Origin of the sequence: Alloalcanivorax xenomutans, assembly GCF_032810065.1 — a bacterium.
GTDB lineage: Bacteria > Pseudomonadota > Gammaproteobacteria > Pseudomonadales > Alcanivoracaceae > Alloalcanivorax > Alloalcanivorax xenomutans.
Map to the genome: position 1 here is coordinate 3,705,001 of NZ_CP136538.1, position 17,697 is coordinate 3,722,697.

16 protein-coding genes (1 of these 16 only partly in view) are annotated in these 17,697 nt (G+C 61.4%); 5 read left to right on the forward strand and 11 right to left on the reverse strand.

Features of this window, described 5'->3' with window-relative positions; all coding sequences use genetic code 11:
- On the reverse strand, nt 1-320 hold the start of the coding sequence (ilvC, locus tag RYH70_RS17055; protein WP_317009449.1) for a ketol-acid reductoisomerase. It extends 871 nt beyond the left edge of the window; 320 of the gene's 1,191 nt are visible here — the first part of the coding sequence; the start codon lies at nt 318-320; its stop codon lies beyond the left edge, outside the window.
- Here ilvC and ilvY point away from each other — a divergent pair.
- Nucleotides 297-1,184 carry an HTH-type transcriptional activator IlvY gene (gene ilvY, locus RYH70_RS17060; RefSeq protein ID WP_022996644.1) on the forward strand — a complete coding sequence of 296 codons (888 nt, stop codon included), beginning with the start codon at nt 297-299 and terminating at the stop codon, nt 1,182-1,184. The two genes, ilvC and ilvY, sit on opposite strands and share 24 nt — an antisense overlap.
- An 18-nt stretch (nt 1,185-1,202) precedes the next feature.
- Here ilvY and RYH70_RS17065 read toward each other — a convergent pair whose 3' ends face one another.
- The 6 genes from RYH70_RS17065 to RYH70_RS17090 all read right to left on the reverse strand — a co-directional run bounded on the left by RYH70_RS17065 (nt 1,203) and on the right by RYH70_RS17090 (nt 7,756).
- On the reverse strand, nt 1,203-2,348 hold the full coding sequence (locus tag RYH70_RS17065) for a C4-dicarboxylate TRAP transporter substrate-binding protein (protein WP_080531520.1): 1,146 nt from the start codon (nt 2,346-2,348) through the stop codon (nt 1,203-1,205).
- 31 nt (nt 2,349-2,379) lie between these two features.
- Entirely contained in the window at nt 2,380-4,017 is a 1,638-nt protein-coding gene (locus tag RYH70_RS17070) for a long-chain-fatty-acid--CoA ligase (RefSeq protein WP_317009450.1), read from the reverse strand.
- 159 nt (nt 4,018-4,176) lie between these two features.
- Entirely contained in the window at nt 4,177-4,707 is a 531-nt protein-coding gene (locus RYH70_RS17075) for a M23 family metallopeptidase (protein WP_317009451.1), read from the reverse strand.
- Between the two features lie 58 nt (nt 4,708-4,765).
- Nucleotides 4,766-5,371: a LysE family translocator gene (locus RYH70_RS17080; protein WP_309599190.1), complete on the reverse strand. Its 606-nt coding sequence runs from the start codon at nt 5,369-5,371 to the stop codon at nt 4,766-4,768.
- A 172-nt stretch (nt 5,372-5,543) separates the two neighbouring features.
- On the reverse strand, nt 5,544-6,035 hold the full coding sequence (ilvN, locus tag RYH70_RS17085; protein ID WP_014996018.1) for an acetolactate synthase small subunit: 492 nt from the start codon (nt 6,033-6,035) through the stop codon (nt 5,544-5,546).
- Nucleotides 6,035-7,756: an acetolactate synthase 3 large subunit gene (locus RYH70_RS17090; RefSeq protein ID WP_022996651.1), complete on the reverse strand. Its 1,722-nt coding sequence runs from the start codon at nt 7,754-7,756 to the stop codon at nt 6,035-6,037. The genes ilvN and RYH70_RS17090 overlap by 1 nt, the downstream gene beginning before the upstream one ends.
- Before the next feature lie 449 nt (nt 7,757-8,205).
- Between RYH70_RS17090 and RYH70_RS17095 the strand changes: the two genes are divergently transcribed.
- Nucleotides 8,206-8,652 (forward strand): DUF4124 domain-containing protein, encoded by a 447-nt coding sequence (locus RYH70_RS17095; protein ID WP_063139871.1) that lies wholly within the window; start codon nt 8,206-8,208, stop codon nt 8,650-8,652.
- Nucleotides 8,653-8,831: 179 nt separating this feature from the next.
- Nucleotides 8,832-9,953, forward strand: a complete 1,122-nt coding sequence (locus RYH70_RS17100; RefSeq protein ID WP_022996653.1) for a sterol desaturase family protein — start codon at nt 8,832-8,834, stop codon at nt 9,951-9,953.
- 58 nt (nt 9,954-10,011) lie between these two features.
- Here the strand turns inward: RYH70_RS17100 and clpB are convergent, their stop codons facing one another.
- The 3 genes from clpB to rluD all read right to left on the reverse strand — a co-directional run bounded on the left by clpB (nt 10,012) and on the right by rluD (nt 14,505).
- Nucleotides 10,012-12,597 carry an ATP-dependent chaperone ClpB gene (gene clpB, locus RYH70_RS17105; protein WP_317009452.1) on the reverse strand — a complete coding sequence of 862 codons (2,586 nt, stop codon included), beginning with the start codon at nt 12,595-12,597 and terminating at the stop codon, nt 10,012-10,014.
- 193 nt (nt 12,598-12,790) lie between these two features.
- On the reverse strand, nt 12,791-13,537 hold the full coding sequence (pgeF, locus tag RYH70_RS17110) for a peptidoglycan editing factor PgeF (protein WP_022996655.1): 747 nt from the start codon (nt 13,535-13,537) through the stop codon (nt 12,791-12,793).
- Complete coding sequence (rluD, locus tag RYH70_RS17115; protein WP_022996656.1) at nt 13,534-14,505, reverse strand: 23S rRNA pseudouridine(1911/1915/1917) synthase RluD; 972 nt, start codon at nt 14,503-14,505, stop codon at nt 13,534-13,536. Before rluD ends, pgeF begins: the two co-directional genes overlap by 4 nt.
- 55 nt (nt 14,506-14,560) lie before the next feature.
- On the opposite strand from rluD, the gene RYH70_RS17120 reads away from it, so the two are divergent.
- Complete coding sequence (locus RYH70_RS17120; RefSeq protein WP_022996657.1) at nt 14,561-15,376, forward strand: outer membrane protein assembly factor BamD; 816 nt, start codon at nt 14,561-14,563, stop codon at nt 15,374-15,376.
- Between the two features lie 52 nt (nt 15,377-15,428).
- On the opposite strand, the gene RYH70_RS17125 is transcribed toward RYH70_RS17120, so the two are convergent.
- Nucleotides 15,429-17,054: an NAD+ synthase gene (locus tag RYH70_RS17125; RefSeq protein WP_026949554.1), complete on the reverse strand. Its 1,626-nt coding sequence runs from the start codon at nt 17,052-17,054 to the stop codon at nt 15,429-15,431.
- 365 nt (nt 17,055-17,419) lie between these two features.
- On the opposite strand from RYH70_RS17125, the gene RYH70_RS17130 reads away from it, so the two are divergent.
- Nucleotides 17,420-17,680 carry a PP0621 family protein gene (locus RYH70_RS17130; protein ID WP_022996659.1) on the forward strand — a complete coding sequence of 87 codons (261 nt, stop codon included), beginning with the start codon at nt 17,420-17,422 and terminating at the stop codon, nt 17,678-17,680.
- Nucleotides 17,681-17,697 lie beyond the last annotated feature (17 nt).

A 17,697-nucleotide genomic window follows, 5' to 3' on the forward strand; every position in this document is an offset into this window, starting at 1 on the left:
CCCGGACGCAGCGCCACGGTTACGTCCACACCGGAGTCCTTCAGGTTGTTGGCATGGGCATGGCCCTGGGAGCCGTAACCAACGATGGCCACTTTCTTGCCCTGGACCAGAGAGAGGTCACAGTCTTTGTCGTAATAGACTTGCATGGTCGTAATCCTGTTGTGGAGTGAATGCGAAGCGGCCCGGCAGGCCAGCACTGGCTGGTCACGATAGGCTATCAAGGGCATTGCGTAAAATGATATATTTGCAATGCTGCATGCCGAAATTCGCAATAAACCCTGCCTGTGGACCCCGCGATGGATATCCGCGCTCTGGAACATTTCCTGACCCTGGCCGAGACCCTGCACTTCGGCCGCACCAGCCGTTTATGCCACATCAGCCCCTCCGCGCTGAGCCGCAGCATCCGGCAGTTGGAGCAGGAGGTCGGCACCACTTTGCTGTATCGGGACAATCGCCGGGTCAGCCTCACCCGCGAAGGGGAGCGCTTCCGCGACTACGCGCGCCAGGCGGTGAGCGACTGGAATACGGTACGCCTGGCACTGCAGGATGACCAGCGGGTGCTCCGCGGCGAACTGAGCCTGTATTGTTCGGTCACCGCCAGCTACAGCTTTCTCCACGACATGCTCAGCAGCTTCCGCGCCAACTTCCCTCGCATCGAGATCAAGTTACACACCGGCGATCCGGCCCAGGCGGAGGAACGGGTTCTGTCCGGCACCGAGGACATCGCCGTCGGCGCCCGTCCGGTGCAAATGCCCAATGGCATCGCCTTTCACCCGGTAACCCGCTCGGCCCTGCTGTTCATCGCCCCCGCCAGTCAACCGCAGCTGGCCGAACGGCTGTCCGGCAAGGCCGCCGGCAACGCCTGGCGGGACGTCCCCATGATTCTCTCCGAGGAGGGGCTGGCCCGGGAGCGTACCGACCGCTGGTTTCGGGATCTGGGCCTGCGCCCGCAGATCTACGCCCAGGTCAGTGGCAATGAGGCCATCGTCAGCATGGTCAGTCTGGGGTTTGGCGTCGGCGTGGTGCCGCAGATCGTGCTCGATAACAGCCCGCTTGCCAGCCGCATCCGCATTCTCGATGTGCAGCCACGGCTGGAAGCCTACGAGGTAGGATTGTTTGCTCTGGAGAAGAGACTGGGGGAGCCGTTGATCGATGCCTTCTGGAATCAGCAGAATCCAGGCTGACGGCTCCCCCGCTTCCGATCACATTCCGTAACGGGCCGGATCGACTTTCGAGAACACCTCGCGCCAATACAGCTGTGCCAACTGCTCCGGACTCTCAACGCCGCCCACCAGATCTTGCCAGCGCTGCAACAAAGGCCGGAAGGCATCGATCAGCTCAGCGGCGTTCTCCACGCCGTAGCGCTTGCGGTAGTTTTCCGCGATGGTTTCCACATCCTTATCGATGAAGGCCTGGGTAGCGGCCCGGAAAGCGTCACCAGCCTGATGCACATTGATGCCATTTTCTTTCGCGGCGGCCAGATTCTCCGCACCCAGCGCGTCATAGCCCCAGGAGGCCTCCGCTGAAAACACCGCCGAGGCTTTCAATACCGCGCGACGCTCGGCCTCACTCAACCCCCGCCAGGTATCACGGTTCATATTGTTCACACCGGAACCACCGAACACGCCACCAGGAACGCCCAGAGTGATGTCCGTCACCACCTCATCCAGTTTGAAGATCGACAGCTCCGTGGTGGTCTGCACGGTGCAATCCACCACCCCTTGATTCAGCCCTTCGTAGATCTCGTTCACCGACATGGTGATCGGCGTGGCGCCCATTTCCTCCACCCAACGGGCCCACTGGGCACCGGAGGTGCGCACCCGCTTGCCCGTCAGATCCTTTGCTTCCCGGATCGGCGTGGTACACAGCAGCGGCAGCGTCGGAGTGGAGCCGGATCCGAGAAAGACCTGATTTTGCGCAGCCAGCTCTTTCTGACACCCCGGGCAGGACTGGAACAGAAACTCGGAGAAAGCACCAGTGAAAATCAGCCCCGCGTGGGCAGGATCTTCACCACCGGCGTTGAGCAACATGGAGATCTCCGCCAGCATGTTGATACGCGGATACTCCCCCGGGAAGTATGGGAACAATACCACGGCCGCGTCCGCCATACCGTCACGCACACCGGCGGAGCTTTCCAGCAGATTAAGCAGCGTCAGCGAAAAGACCCGGGCGGAAAGCGCGCCATCCGTCTCATCCTTCAATACTTGCGTATACTTCTGAGCGGCCTGTTCCGCCACCGAGTTGGGCGGGTAACCGGAAGCGAAACGCAGGGACTTGGCGTACCCCGGCCCCGACATGAAAACAGCGGCAAACGCCAGCAACGCCAGGCATCTTCGTAGCTTCATCATTATTCTCCTGATTCAGGATCACGTGACATCTTCACAATGAGAAAGACGCCGTCTCGTCATAGAGTTCTTTCTTGGACAGCTTGCCCACCGGTGTCTTCGGTAATTCGTCGCGCAACGCCAATGCACGCACCATCTCGTGCTTGCCAAGACGATCAGCGAGAAAGTCCTGCAGACTTTCCAATGTCAAAGAGGCGGCGGATTGGCGCAAACGAACGAAAGCCATCGGAGACTGCCCGCGGTAACTGTCTTTTACGCCGATCACCGACACTTCCTCCACGTCCGGGTGCTCGTAGATGGCTTCCTCGATCACTCTCGGATAAACGTTGTAGCCGCTGCACAGGATCATGTCCTTGGTACGATCGACGATGTACACATAGCCGCGCTGGTCCATGTAACCCACATCGCCGGTGCGGAAGTAACCGTCCTCGGTGAACGAGGCCGCGGTGGCATCAGGGTTGTTCCAGTAGCGCGGCATGACATTGGGCCCGGCAACACAAATCTCACCACGCTCACCGGCGGCCAGCGAGCCTTCCGCGTCCATGGGTGCGATCTTCATCGACACACCGGGCACCAGACAGCCACAGGAACCTTGCGGTGGGCGTTCTCCGGTGAGCGGCGTGTAGGTACCCACCGCGGTGGTCTCCGTCATGCCCCAGCCTTCACCGAGACGGCACCCGGTCAGCTCCTGAAAGCGCTGCTGCACTTCCACCGGTAAAGGGGCGCCACCGGAATTACACAGCCGCAGAGAAGTAAGATCGTACTCCCCCACCTGAGGGTGATGGATCAGCGCGATGAACATGGTGGGTACCGCCGGCAATACCGACAGGCGGTGTTCATGCACCGCTTTCAGCACCGCATCGGGATCAAAACGGCTGTGCAAATAGAGTTCGGCCGCCAGCCGGATACCGAACAGCAGGTTCACCGTCATCGAGTAAATATGGAACGGCGGCAGCACCGCCAGCACCCGTTCCTGACCGGTTTGCAAATCACCGGCCAAAGCCGCCATCAGTTGCTGGCAGCCACAGGTGAGATTGCCGTGGGTCAGCTCCGCCCCTTTCGGCACGCCGGTGGTGCCACCGGTGTATTGCAGCACCGCCAGCGTGTTTTCCGGGTCCGCCACCGGGTAGGGCTGAAAGTCCCCCTCATTATTGAGCAGATCAGCGAAGCTGAGAATTACCGCCTCCATTGCGTCACTGGTAGCGCCAGCGCCGGCGAAGTCCGTGGGCGTGCCTACCACCAGAGTCCGCAGACGGGAGGTCTCCAGAAACCCCCGGATCCGTGGCAACAGTTCCGGCACATCCAGCGTCACCATGATGTCGCTGTGGCTGTCTTCAATCTTGTGCGCCAGAGTGCGTTCCGCATCCAGAGGGGAATAGTTGACGACGGTGCCACCGGCTCTCAGCACACCAAGAAAAGCGATGGCGTAGTGAGGTGTGTTGCCGAGAAACAGACCGACATGAACGCCAGGCTTCACTCCCAGGTCCTGAAACCCCCGGGCTGCCCGGTTCACCAAACGATGAAAATCGGCATAGGAAAGCCGTACGCCTTCAAAATACAGAGCGGGACGTTGCGGAAAGCGGGCCGCGGTTTCTTCCAGTGCCTGATACACCGGCTCCGACGCGAACGCCGCCGCGTCCCTGACCTGGCTCGGGGCCTGGCTTGCAGTCATGGCAGCTCCTTGTTGTTGTCATGGGCTGAACAAATCGACCCTAGCCTAGGCGGGGCTGGCCCGACATGACCAATGAATGGTTTTCATGGAGCGTCATAAACGGGGGAGAGAGGAGGTGCCGGCGGCGCCAGCAGGGTCATATTGAAGAATGGATGGTTCTCAGTGTCCCCGTGAGGTAAACACATCGACAGGGTCGAGAAAGAACATCTTCTTCCAGCCCTGCGTCTCCGTTGTTATCCGCCACGGCAGCGGAATCAAGGACAGTACCGAATAATGCAAATGAGGAGGCTTCCCCCTGGCATTGCCGGAATCTCCGACCCCGCCTATCTGGCGCCCATTCGCCACCCATAGTGGCACCGGAGTGGCCGGCTCATTCAGATGCGCGTAGTAGTGAAGGCGCCATTTCGGCCCCAGTACGATCACCACTTTCCCGCCCAGGCTGAGTTCCCCCTGATACAATCGGATACCAGGAACGGCGGAAACCACCGGCGTCCCCCGGACGGCAAAGATATCGATGCCTTTATGCACGCCGGAAGCGCCCCAGGGTTCAAACCAGAAGGATTTCGGGTGCCAATCACTGGCCGTGGCGCCTTGCACTGGAATGCGAGCATGTTCCGGGAGCAGTAAACCGGCCGCCACAACGACAAACAAAGCCCATAGCCCCCTTTTGAGGCGAAATCCTTTCACCATGCCCTCTCGCACCTCCGCGGTATCGCCCTGGCACTCTACCTATCGGCAACCACCCGCTTCAACGTCCACTGATCGCCAGCTGCACGCCCAAACCGGCAAAGGCGGCGGCGAACCCTCTGCGCAAACCGTTCTGCACTCGCGGCGACGCCATGATCACCCGCCGGAAACCATGGGCCAGTTGCCCATAGCAGACAAACACGGCGAACGTCATCGCCATCAAAACACTGCTTAACAATAACAGCTGCGCAAAGGGAGACGGGCTGCCCGGTGGAATAAACTGAGGCAGGAACGCCAGGAAGAACAGACTGAGTTTCGGGTTAAGACCATTGACCAGAAAGGCACGGCCGATAACCGCCAGAGGACGAATTCCGGCGGCGTCTCCGGACACCTGGAGCTGTAGCCCGTTTTTCCAGGTCATCCAGGCCAGATAGAGCAGATAGGCCACCCCGGCGAACTTCACCAGTTGAAACACCACCGCACTGGTGTGCATGATCGCCGCCAACCCCAGCACTGTCGCCAGCAAATGAGGAATAATACCCAACGTGCAACCCAGCGCGGCGTAAAAGCCGGCCGCGCGCCCCTGGGCCAGCGCCGCCGCCACCGTGCACAGCACACCAGCACCGGGCATCAGCACCACAACCAGAGTGGTCAGTAAGAATTCCATGGTGATCATCGCGGCTACCTTTCCCCGGTTCGGTTCAGATGAATTCTTTTGAGCTGTTTATGATACAGCGTTCCATGCTGCCGCATCTTGATACACCGTTCCCTTACACCGTGCAAAATAACAGACCCCGCACCAGGCGGGGTCTGTGGTTTGAGGTGGAAAGCGCGAACCGTCAGAGGCTCAGGACTTTCTCCCCGCGGGCGATGCCGGACACGCCGGAGCGTACCACTTCCAGCACCTGGGTTTCCCCGATGGCGTTGATGAACGCCTCCAGCTTATCGGTGGTACCGGTGAGCTGGACGGTGTAAACGGTGGCGGTGACGTCCACGATCTGGCCACGGAAGATGTCCACGGTACGCTTCACTTCCGCGCGCTGGGCACCGGTGGCCTTGATCTTCATGAGCATGATCTCACGCTCGATGTGGGCCCCTTCAGTGAGATCCACCAGCTTGACCACCTCGATCAGTTTGTTGAGGTGTTTGGTGATCTGCTCGATCTTGTACTCGTCACCGGTGGTGGTCATGGTCAGGCGCGACAGGGTCGGGTCTTCCGTGGGGGCCACGGTGAGCGTCTCAATGTTGTAGCCGCGCTGGGAGAACAGAGCCACCACCCGGGACAGGGCGCCGGGTTCGTTTTCCATCAGAATCGAAATGATACGTCTCATCAGGTCCGCTCCGTCTTGCTCAGCCACATATCACGCATGGCGCCATCGGCGATGTGCATCGGGTACACGTGCTCGGTGGGGTCCACGTAGATGTCCATGAAGACCAGCCGGTCCTTGAGCGAGAACGCTTCGTTCATGGCGCCTTCCAGATCCTCGAATTTCTCCACCTTGATGCCCACATGGCCGTAAGCCTCGGCCAGTTTGACGAAGTCCGGCAGGGACTCCATGTAGGACTGGCTGTGGCGGCCGCCGTACTGCATGTCCTGCCACTGGCGCACCATGCCGAGAGCCTGGTTGTTGATGTTGATGATCTTCACCGGCAGGCCGTACTGCAGGCAGGTGGACAGCTCCTGGATGTTCATCTGGATCGAGCCTTCACCGGTGACACAGGCAACCACCGCGTCCGGGAAAGCGAACTGCACCCCCATGGCCGCCGGCAGCCCGAAGCCCATGGTGCCCAGACCGCCGGAGTTGATCCATTGGCGCGGGCGGTCGAACTTGTAGAACTGGGCCGCGAACATCTGGTGCTGCCCCACGTCGGAGGTTACATAGGCCTTGCCTTCGGTGGCTTTGTACAGAGCCTGAACCACCTGCTGCGGTTTCATCGGGCCGCTTTCGTTGGTCTCGTAGCGCAGACCGTGGAATTCCCGCCAGCCGTCGATTTCCTGCCACCAGCGTTCCAGCGCCTTGTGGTCCGGCTCACTGTCCTGCTCGTCGAGCATGGCCAGCATTTCATCCAGCACCTGCTGTACCGGCCCGACGATGGGAATATGCGCCGCCACATTCTTGGAGATGCTGGCCGGATCGATATCGATGTGGATCAGCTTGGCTCCGGGGCAGAACTTCTTGGTGTTGTTGGTGACCCGGTCATCCAGCCGCGCACCGGCGGCCAGGATCACATCGGCGCTATGCATGGCCATATTGGCTTCGTAGGTCCCATGCATACCCAGCATGCCCAGGAACTGGCGATCGGTACCCGGGTAAGCGCCCAGCCCCATCAAGGTGTTGGTCACCGGGAAGTTGAGCTTACGGGCCAGTTTGGTCAGCGCATCGCTGGCCTCGCCCTGGACCACGCCGCCACCGGAATAGATAACCGGACGTTTGGCCTTGAGCAGCTCTTCCACCGCCTTGCGGATCTGGCCGGAATGACCACGGGTCACCGGCGCGTAGGAACGCAGCTTGACCTTCTTCGGATATTCGTACGGGAAGGTCTTGTTGGGCGCGGTGTGATCCTTGGGAATATCGATCAATACCGGGCCGGGACGGCCGGTGGTGGCGATATAGAACGCCTTTTTGAAGATCTCCGGAATGTCCTTGGGATCGCGCACCATGAAGCTGTGCTTCACCACCGGACGGGAGACGCCGATCATATCGGTCTCCTGGAAGGCGTCGTCGCCAATCCAGTCGGAGCGCACCTGGCCGGACAACACGATCATCGGGATCGAATCCATGAAGGCGGTCGCCAGACCGGTGATGGCGTTGGTGGCGCCGGGGCCGGAGGTCACCATCACCACGCCGGGCTTGCCGGTGGCGCGAGCGTAGCCGTCGGCGGCGTGGGTCGCGGCCTGCTCATGACGCACCAGAATATGACTGACTTTGTCCTGCTTGAATAACGCGTCGTAGATGTGCAGAACGGAACCTCCGGGATACCCGAAGATGTACTCCACACCCTCTTCTTGCAGTGCACGGACAACCATATCCGCGCCGGATAACATTTCCACGGTTGCTACCTCTAAGTTCAGAACAATAGCGATCACTCCGCCGAGAGCGGAGGACAACGTTTACCTGTGGAATAGGGCGCCCTATTTAAGCACCCTGGGGTCGGTCGCGGCGGTTGGCCGGCGACAGACACAGGCAGAGGGACCTGGAGGAATCGCGCCCGCGACGGGGTGAGAAACCTCCGGAGGTTCCCACAGCGGGACGAGAATGCAGTCATACTGCTGACACCGGACGCCGCGGTAACGACGCCCCGAATCCCGGCCACACAGCCACCGGTAAGTGGTTGCGGGTCCCGATCTCCGGAAAGGTCTTAATATTGTCAGAAATGCGGGCGATTTCAAAGCCCTAATGGCCACAGTACCTTGCCTGGCCGGCGGCTTCATTGGCATGCTTGGGTGGCTAATACTTTTTTCGGAGGGAATCCCGGATCACGTTTCCGGGCCGGATCACTATGAAACCATTACTCATTGCCGCCGCCTTGCTGATCGCCAGCCCGTATCTTCCGGCCGCCACCTACTACAAATGGGTGGACGACCAGGGTGTCACCCACTATGACGCGCAGCCCCCGGAGGGCCAGGAAGCCCAATCAGTACGCACCCGCCGCTCCGCCAGCTCCGACCAGGCCGACGCCCTGGAAAGGCTGGAACAGGACCGCGCCCGGCGCGCCCGTCCCGACGAGGAAAACGCCTCCACCGGAGCTGACGGCGCCGTAAGCGAGGAAACCCGGGCCGCCTGCGACCAGCACCGGCGTAATCTGGCGGCCCTGACGGAAAAGCCCCTGGTGCGACGCGAGAACCCGGAGACTGGCGAAATGGAGGTTCTGGACCAGGAAAAACGGGCCGAGATTCTGGAACAGACCCGCGCCGCGGTATCATTCTGCGATAGCCGGGGGGCCTGACGCGGTTTGTTACCACAGGAAGCTGGTTCCTTTGCCGGCTTTCAGGCTTAAAATGCTCCCAATTCCTGTTACTGGACGCCCTATATCGGACTCCCTATATCGAACAAGGGCTCCGGCGTTCCGGATGCTATGATCCCTATCACGCCGCCAGCCCGGTGATTACCCAAGGACAGCCCAACATGACGGATTATTTGAGAGAACGCTTCGAGGACGTGGATCTGACCCCAGGCCAAGGCAAGATCAGCGCTACCGTCGCCGTCGGTCTCGGCCTGCTTTCCCTGCTCGGCGGTTTCTGTTTTCTGTTCCCGAATCTGCTCACCACACCGGAATTTCGTGCTTTCTATAGCGCCGACGTGCTGCGCATGGTGCTGTTCGCCGGTATCGCCATCGCCTTCTGTGCCGGCTTTATCAGTGTCTGGCGCCATCAGGATCCACGCTACGGCCTGGCCGGCATGATCATGGCCTGCATGGCCGCCCTGCTCGGCTCCGGCAGGATCGATGTGCCACCGGTGGATGGCCGCAGCCTCTATGCCGGGCTGGACTATTTCATCCTCACCCTGTTGGTGTTGGCCCTGGTGTTCATCCCGATGGAACGGATCTATCCGAAGGACCCCGAGCAAAGAGTGCTGCGCCGGGGCTGGATCACGGACATGAAGTACTTCCTGTTCAGCCATGTCGGCCTGCAGTTAATTAGCTTCTTCACCGTGATCCCGATTCAGGTGTTCCTGCACGACAAGGTCGATATCGGCTTCCAACAGGCCATCGCCAGCCAGCCGCTGTGGCTGCAATTCATCGAGATTCTGATCGTGGTGGATCTGGGCAGCTACTGGATTCACCGGGCATTCCATGAAGTGCCCTGGTTGTGGAAGTTTCACGCCGTGCACCATTCGACCCAGCAAATGGACTGGCTTGCCTCTTCACGACTGCATCTGGTGGAAATCGTCGCTAACCGCTTCGTCGGTTATTTGCCGATCTTCATCCTCGGCTTTTCGCCATCGGCGGTGTATGCCTATCTGGTGTTCATTTCCTTCCATGCGATTTTCATCCACGCCAATGTGCGTTTCCGTTTTCCGCTGCTGCGCTGGGTCATCGCCACCCCGGAATTCCACCACTGGCACCACTCCTCGGAGGACGAGGCGGTGGACAAAAATTACGCCGCCTTCCTGCCGCTCTACGACAAACTGTTCGGCACGCTGCACATGCCCGACAAACTGGCAGCACGGTACGGCACCCGCGCCAGCACCCAGGTACCGGAAGGCGTGGTGCAACAGTTCACCTTCCCGTTCCGACGTTCTTCCTGAACGCACAACGCCGGCCCGAAGGCCGGCGTTGTGGTACTTGCCGGAACAGCGCGGACAATCACCCCTTGGTGAAGGTGAACTTGCCGTCCGCCACGTCCACGTTGATGGCATCACCCTGAACAAACTCGCCTTTGAGCAGCGCCTGGGCCAACGGATTCTCCAACTGGTTCTGGATCGCCCGCTTCAATGGGCGGGCGCCATAGACCGGGTCGAAGCCCGCTTCCACCAGTTTGTCCAAGGCCGCGTCGGACAGTGTCAGGGACATCTCCCGTTCCGCCAGCCGCTTGCGCAGATAGTCGAGCTGGATGCCCGCGATGCCTTTCAACTGCGCCTGCCCCAGCGGGTGGAATACCACCGTTTCGTCCACCCGGTTGATGAACTCCGGACGGAAATGCTGGCCGACCACTTCCATTACCGCAGCTTTCATCGCCTCATAATCGCCTTCGCCGGCCATGCGCTGGATCAGGTCCGACCCCAGGTTCGAGGTCATCACCACCACCGTGTTACGGAAGTCCACGGTGCGGCCCTGGCCATCGGTAAGGCGGCCGTCTTCCAGCACTTGCAGCAGCACGTTGAAGACATCCGGGTGCGCTTTTTCCACTTCATCCAGCAACACCACGGAATACGGTTTACGGCGCACCGCCTCGGTGAGATAACCGCCTTCCTCATAACCGACATAGCCCGGAGGCGCGCCGATCAGCCTGGCCACGGAATGCTTCTCCATGAACTCGGACATGTCGATGCGCACCATGGCTTCCTCGGTATCGAACAGGAAACCGGCCAGCGCCTTGCACAGCTCCGTCTTACCCACCCCGGTGGGGCCGAGGAACAGGAAGCTGCCATTCGGACGGTTCGGATCCGACAGCCCGGCGCGGGAACGCCGCACCGCGTTGGAGACCGCTTCCACCGCCTCTTCCTGGCCAACCACGCGATGATGCAGCGCCTCTTCCATGCGCAACAGCTTCTCGCGCTCGCCCTCCAGCATCTTGGACACCGGAATCCCGGTCCATTTGGAAACCACTTCCGCCACTTCCTCATCGGTAACCTTGTTGCGTAGCAACTGGGTTTCCACCTGAGCGGCTTCCTCGCGCTCCTGGGCCTGCTGAACCTTCTTCTCCAGCTCCGGGATCACCCCGTACTGCAACTCGGACATGCGGTTCAGGTCGCCGGCGCGGCGTGCCTGTTCCATATCCACACGGGCCTGTTCCAGTTCCGCCTTGTACTGTTGAGCGCCCTGCAACGCGGCTTTCTCCGCGTTCCAGATCTCTTCGAGATCGGCGTATTCCTTCTCCAGGGCCGCGATGTCCGCCTCCAGTTTTTCCAGCCGTTTCCTGCTTGCCTCGTCCTCTTCCTTGCGCAGCGCTTCCCGCTCCATCTTCAGTTGGATCAGGCGCCGATCGAGGCGGTCCATTTCCTCCGGCATGGAATCGATTTCCATACGGATACGGCTGGCCGCTTCATCGATCAGATCGATGGCCTTGTCCGGCAACTGGCGGTCGGTGATGTAACGATGGCTCAGTTTGGCGGCGGCGATGATGGCGCCGTCAGTGATGTCGACACCATGGTGAACCTCATAGCGTTCCTTCAGGCCACGCAGGATGGCGATGGTGTCTTCCACCGACGGCTCGTCCACCAGTACTTTCTGGAAACGACGTTCCAGAGCGGCGTCTTTTTCAATGTACTGACGATACTCGTTCAGCGTGGTGGCACCGACGCAATGCAGCTCACCGCGCGCCAACGCCGGCTTGAGCATGTTGCCCGCATCCATGGCGCCATCGGCCTTGCCGGCGCCGACCATGGTGTGCAGCTCATCGATGAACAGGATCACCCGCCCTTCCTGCTTGGACAGTTCGTTGAGCACGGCTTTCAGGCGTTCCTCGAACTCGCCACGGTATTTGGCGCCGGCGATCAGCGCCGCCATATCCAGGGACAGAACCCGCTTTTCCTTGAGCCCTTCCGGCACTTCACCGTTGACGATACGTTGCGCCAGCCCCTCGACGATGGCGGTTTTACCGACCCCCGGCTCACCGATCAGCACCGGGTTGTTCTTGGTCCGGCGCTGTAGCACCTGAATAGTGCGGCGGATTTCATCATCCCGGCCGATCACCGGATCCAGCTTGCCGCTCTCGGCGCGGGCGGTGAGGTCCGTGGTGTACTTCTTGAGGGACTCCATACGATCTTCGGCGTTGGGGTCGTCCACCGATTCACCACCACGAACTTCCTGGATTTTCTCCGCCAGCACCACCTTGCGCACACCGGCGTTCTTCATCAGTTTGCCGACATCACCGTTGTCGTCACAGGCCGCCAGCAACACCGCTTCGGTGGAAATATACTGATCACCGCGTTGTTGAGCTTCCCGGTCCGCCAGGTTCAACAAGCGCCCCAGATTCTGGGAAAGCTGAACATCTCCGGTGAACTGGCCTACGGTGGGCAGCTTGTCCATCGCCATCTTCAGAGCGGTGATCACATCGGCCGGATTGGCGCCGGCCTTTTCCAGCAACGGCGTGGCGACGCCGCCGCGTTGTTGTAGCAGAGCCAGCATCAGATGCACCGGCTCGATGGCATTGTGGCTCTGCCCCACCGCCAGCGATTGGGCTTCGCCCAAGGCTTCCTGCAGACGAGCGGTCAGTTTGTCCATTCGCATGAATGACTTCTCCTGGTTGCGCGTAAGAACCAGCCCTCCACCCTTTTGGTTTCAACGGCACTGGCTATTACCGACTGTTCAAAATCTGATCTATAAATGCGGGCGGCGCCCTGGAATTCAAGCAGCCCATCCCGGAAAAACCGCCGATATTGATCCAGATTAAGAAAAACGGAGATGGCGGGCCCGGCCCCGATCAGGGCTCAAGCCAAACCAGAGAAGCGAAACGGCCGGTCTGGCCTTCCTTGCGGTAGGAATAGAAGTGGGTGAGATCGCCGGCGGTGCAATGCTCCCCTCCGGACACGTCTTCCACACCGGCCTGATGCAACACCAGGGTGGCGGCGTGGGTCAGCGAGAAACGCCAATGGCCGGGGGTGGCGTCACGCGTGAAAGCGGGCTCGAACAGTTCCGAGGATTCCATGAAGGCGCGGCGCACCTCCTCCCCCACCTGATAGACGCGCCCGGAAATCGCCGGCCCCATCCAGGCGGAGAGCGCCTCCCCTTCCGGCGCCAGGATCGACACCGCTCTTTGTACAATCCCGGCATGCAGCCCGCGCCAGCCAGCGTGCACCGCGGCCACCGCGCTGCCGTCCTGGCGCGCCAGTAATACCGGCAGGCAATCCGCGGTGAGCACCACACAAGGCCAGCCGCTCTCGTTGGTCCAGACCCCGTCGGCGCGGTTGTCCCGTTCGCCGGCGCGAATGACCCGGTCACTGTGGATCTGTTGCAGCCAGGCTGGAGGATGATCCACTTGCAGCAGCCGGTGTACATGGCGGCGGGCGGTTTCCACCCGGGCGGGCTCGTCACCGCAGTTGGCGCCGAGATTGAATCCGGCCCAAGGAGGGGGCGAATGACGCCCCAGGCGGGTGGTGACCACCGACCGCACCCGCGGGTGCGGGTGCCATTCCGGCCAGAGCCACTGACTGACATCCGGCAGCGTCATTGCGCCTCCCGGTCCTCCTCGAGGACCCGAATCAGAGTCTGCAGGTCTTCCGGCAGCGGCGTTTCGAATTCCAGATACTCGCCGCTGACCGGGTGCACCAGGCCGAGGCGGCGGGCGTGCAGGGCCTGCCGGGGGAACCGGCGCAACGCCTCGCGTAAGGCCTCGGTGGCGCCAGCGGGAAACTTCAGGCGACCACCGTACAACGGATCCCCCACCAACGGATAGTGGCGGTGAGCCATGTGAACGCGAATCTGATGAGTCCGTCCGGTTTCCAAACGGACCTGGATCCGGGTGTGGGCCCGGTAGCGGTCCATCACACGGAAGTGCGTCACCGCCGGCTTGCCCCCCTGAGCCACCACCGCCTGGCGTTTACGGTCCACCGGATGACGGCCTATGGGCGCATCCACGGTGCCGCCGCCGGTCATCACCCCGACAGCGATGGCTTCGTACTCACGATGCAGACTCTTGTCCTGCAGTTGCGCCACCAGCCCGCTATGCGCCTCCAGGGAGCGGGCCACCACCATCAGACCGGTGGTATCCCGATCCAGGCGGTGGACAATGCCGGCCCGGGGCAGACTTGAGAGACGTTCATCCAAATGGAGCAGCCCATTGAGCAAGGTTCCGTCGGCATGCCCCGCCGCCGGATGCACCACCAGTCCCGCCGGCTTGTTGATGACGATCAGATCCTCATCCTCGTACACCACCGGCAAACTGATTGCCTCGGGCTGATCCTCCAGCTCCGGCGCCAGCTCCGCCTCCAGGGTCAGGCTCTCGCCGCCCACCAGTTTGTCCTTGGGGCGCGCCTTGCGGCCGTTGACGGTCAGAGCGCCTTGCTTGATCCAGGTTTGCAGCCGCGAGCGCGAGAATCCCTCGAACAGCTCCGCCGCCACCTGATCCAAGCGGGCGCCGGCGTGATCCACGCTCACCTGCTCGGTGCGTTGAATTTTCTCCCCGCCGAGATGTCCCATATCGCAACCTGTGATTAAATAGCGCTCCATTGTAGCGCGTCGAACCGAGGAAAAAATGCCACGTCTGTTTTGGCCACTGATTATCGCCGTGATGGTGAGCGCCTGTTCCAGCAAGCCCGTCGAGAGCCCGGAGCGCACCGAGGTCGAGCAATATAAGCAGGCGCGGGAGTCGCTGGAAGCGAAAAATTACCTGACCGCCATCGACAGCCTGAAGGAACTGGAAGCCCGCTTCCCTTATGGCACCTATGCCGAACAGGCGCAGCTGGACCTGATCTACGCCCAGTTCATGTCCCAGGATTACCCGGCCGCGGTGGTCGCCGCCCAGCGCTTCATCCGCTCCTACCCGGCTCACCCGAGCCTGGACTACGCCCTCTATATGCACGGGCTTTCCAACTATTACCTGGAGCGCGGCCTGTTCGATAACATCATGAGCACCGACAAGTCATCCCGTGACCTGAGCGCGGCCCGTAATGCCTTCGAGGACTTCGAGCGTCTGGTGAACCGCTTCCCGGACAGTGACTATGCCCCCGACGCGCGTTCACGCATGGTGTTCATCCGCAACCAGTTCGCCGCTCAGGAACTGCATGCCGCCCGCTATTATGCCCGGCGCGGCGCCTATATCGCCGCCATCAACCGGGCTCAATACGTGGTGCGTCACTATCAGGGCACGCCTTCGGTACCGGAAGCGCTGGCGATCATGGCCAAGGGCTACGAGCGCATCAATCAGCCGGAACTGGCCGACAAGAGCCGCCGGGTACTGGCGCAGAACTGGCCGGATTCCGACTATATGGACGACGACCGGGTCACCCTGTCCTGGTGGCCGGACAAGGACAACGGCATCCTCAGCCTGCTGACCTTCGATTTGCTGTAAGCGGACCACGAGGCCGCTGCAGGAGAACCCCGCGGCGGCTTTGATACCCTTCTCAGTCCCCCGGCCGCCAGCCATTGGTAATCGGATAGCGCCGGTCCTTGCCAAACGCCCTGCGGCTGACTCTCGGCCCCACCGCCGACTGGCGGCGCTTGTATTCATTGCGGTCGGTCAGGCGCACCACCCGATACACCACATCCCGGTCGAAACCGGCGCGGATCACCGCTTCGGCGCTCATATCCTGTTCCACATAGCGCTCCAGAATGGCATCCAGCTCGTCATAGTCGGGCAGCGAATCCGAATCCACCTGATCCGGGGCCAATTCCGCGGACGGCGGCCGGTCGATCACCCGCTGCGGAATGATCTCGGTGCCGGCCTTCTGGTTACGCCAGCGGGCGACGCGGAACACCCAGGTCTTGAAGACGTCCTTGAGCACCGAGAAGCCACCGGCCATATCGCCATAGAGCGTGGCATAGCCCACCGCCATTTCGCTCTTGTTACCGGTGGTGAGCACGACCGAGCCACCCTTGTTGGAGAGCGCCATCAGCAGCACGCCGCGACAGCGGGCCTGGAGATTTTCCTCGGTAGTGTCGGTATCGAGCCCGGCGAACGGCTCCGCCAGGATGTCCATGAAGCCATTGAAGGCAGGCTCGATCGGCAGTACCCGGTATTTCACCCGCAACGCCCGGGCCTGCTTCTCGGCATCCTCGATGCTCATGGCGGAGGTATAGCGGAACGGCATCATCACCGCTTCCACCCGCTCCGGGCCCAGGGCATCCACCGCCACCGCCAGCGTCAGAGCGGAATCGATGCCGCCGGACAGCCCCAGCAGAGCCCCTTTGAATCCGTTCTTGTTGACGTAATCGCGCACCGCCAGCACCAGCGCCCGATACATGCTCTCCTCACCCACCGGCACCGGCAGTACTTCGCCCCTGACCGCCAGCACGGCGCCTTCACCGCTCAGGTCCACCGGCACCAGGCCTTCCTCGAAACTGGCGCCCTGCAGACACAGATGGCCGGCTCCGTCCACGGCAAAGGACGCGCCGTCGAAGACCAGCTCATCCTGCCCGCCCACCATGTTGCAATAGAGCACCGGCAGTCCGGTTTCCCGGGCACGGGAGGCCACCTGCTCGAAGCGTTCCTCCGGTTTGCTGGCGCGGAACGGCGAGGCATTCAGATTGATGATGGCATCGGCACCGGCTTCCGCCGCGGCGGCGGCCGGTGCCGCGTACCAGATGTCCTCGCATATGGTGATGCCCAGCTGCAGGCCCTGAAACTCGAACACCATGGCGCTGTTACCGGGCTGAAAGTAGCGCTTCTCGTCAAACACGCGGTAATTGGGCAAGCATTGCTTGAAGTATTCGTGGCGCGGCCCCTCGTCACCGGGATAAAGCACGCCGGCGGCGTTGCGGCGCACACCGTTGCGTACCGCCGGATAGCCGACGATCACGGGCACTTCCACGGCGGCGCCGATAGAGGCCAGGGCGTCGTCGATACGCCGGTTGAGGCTGGGCCTCAGTAACAAATCCTCCGGCGGGTAACCGGTCAGCATCAGTTCCGGAAAGACCACCAGTTCCGCCCCCAACAGGGTGCGGGCCTCACGGGCGGCATCGATCACCGCCCGCGCATTACCTTCGATATCGCCCACCAGCGGATTGCGCTGGGCCATCACTATTCGCATAGGAAGTATGCCTTCATCATGTCCGGGCCCCGGCGGCCACCCTGCCCGCCACCTTGGGCCGATCTCTTTCCTCTCGGCTGCGCTGATTGTACTCTGTAGCCGGCCGGGTTACATAAGAGCCTGCTCAAGGCCTGTTTAAAGTTTCCACGCCACCGCACCGGAGTTCTTTTCCTTACTGTATCCGGCCCTCTCCGGGTATCCAGGGTAGCGGCTTTCAGCGCCTGGTCACGTGTTCGGCGACACTCAAGGGTATGGAAACGCGAAACAAGTTCCAACACATGCCCGAAAGCACGGGGGTTCGGGCCAGAGTCAGGCAAAAGTTCACCGGGACAACGAGCCGGTGAGTGATTTATGGGGAGGCAGGAATGGGGCTGATCAAGCTGGTGATACTGGCCGCGCTGATTTACGTGATCTGGCGGGTGGTCAAAGGGGTCTCCGCCAATCATGCCGCCCGGGGACGCGATCCGCGTCGCTCTTCCCGCACCATCGACAGTGAACGCATGGTCAAATGCCATCTGTGCGGGGTGCATGTACCGGAAACCGAAGCCTTCCGCCACCAATCGCTGGATTTCTGCTCCCGCGAACACCGCCGCGAATACCTGGAACACCAGGAAAGCGACGACTGACCTGGAAACCGCGCCCA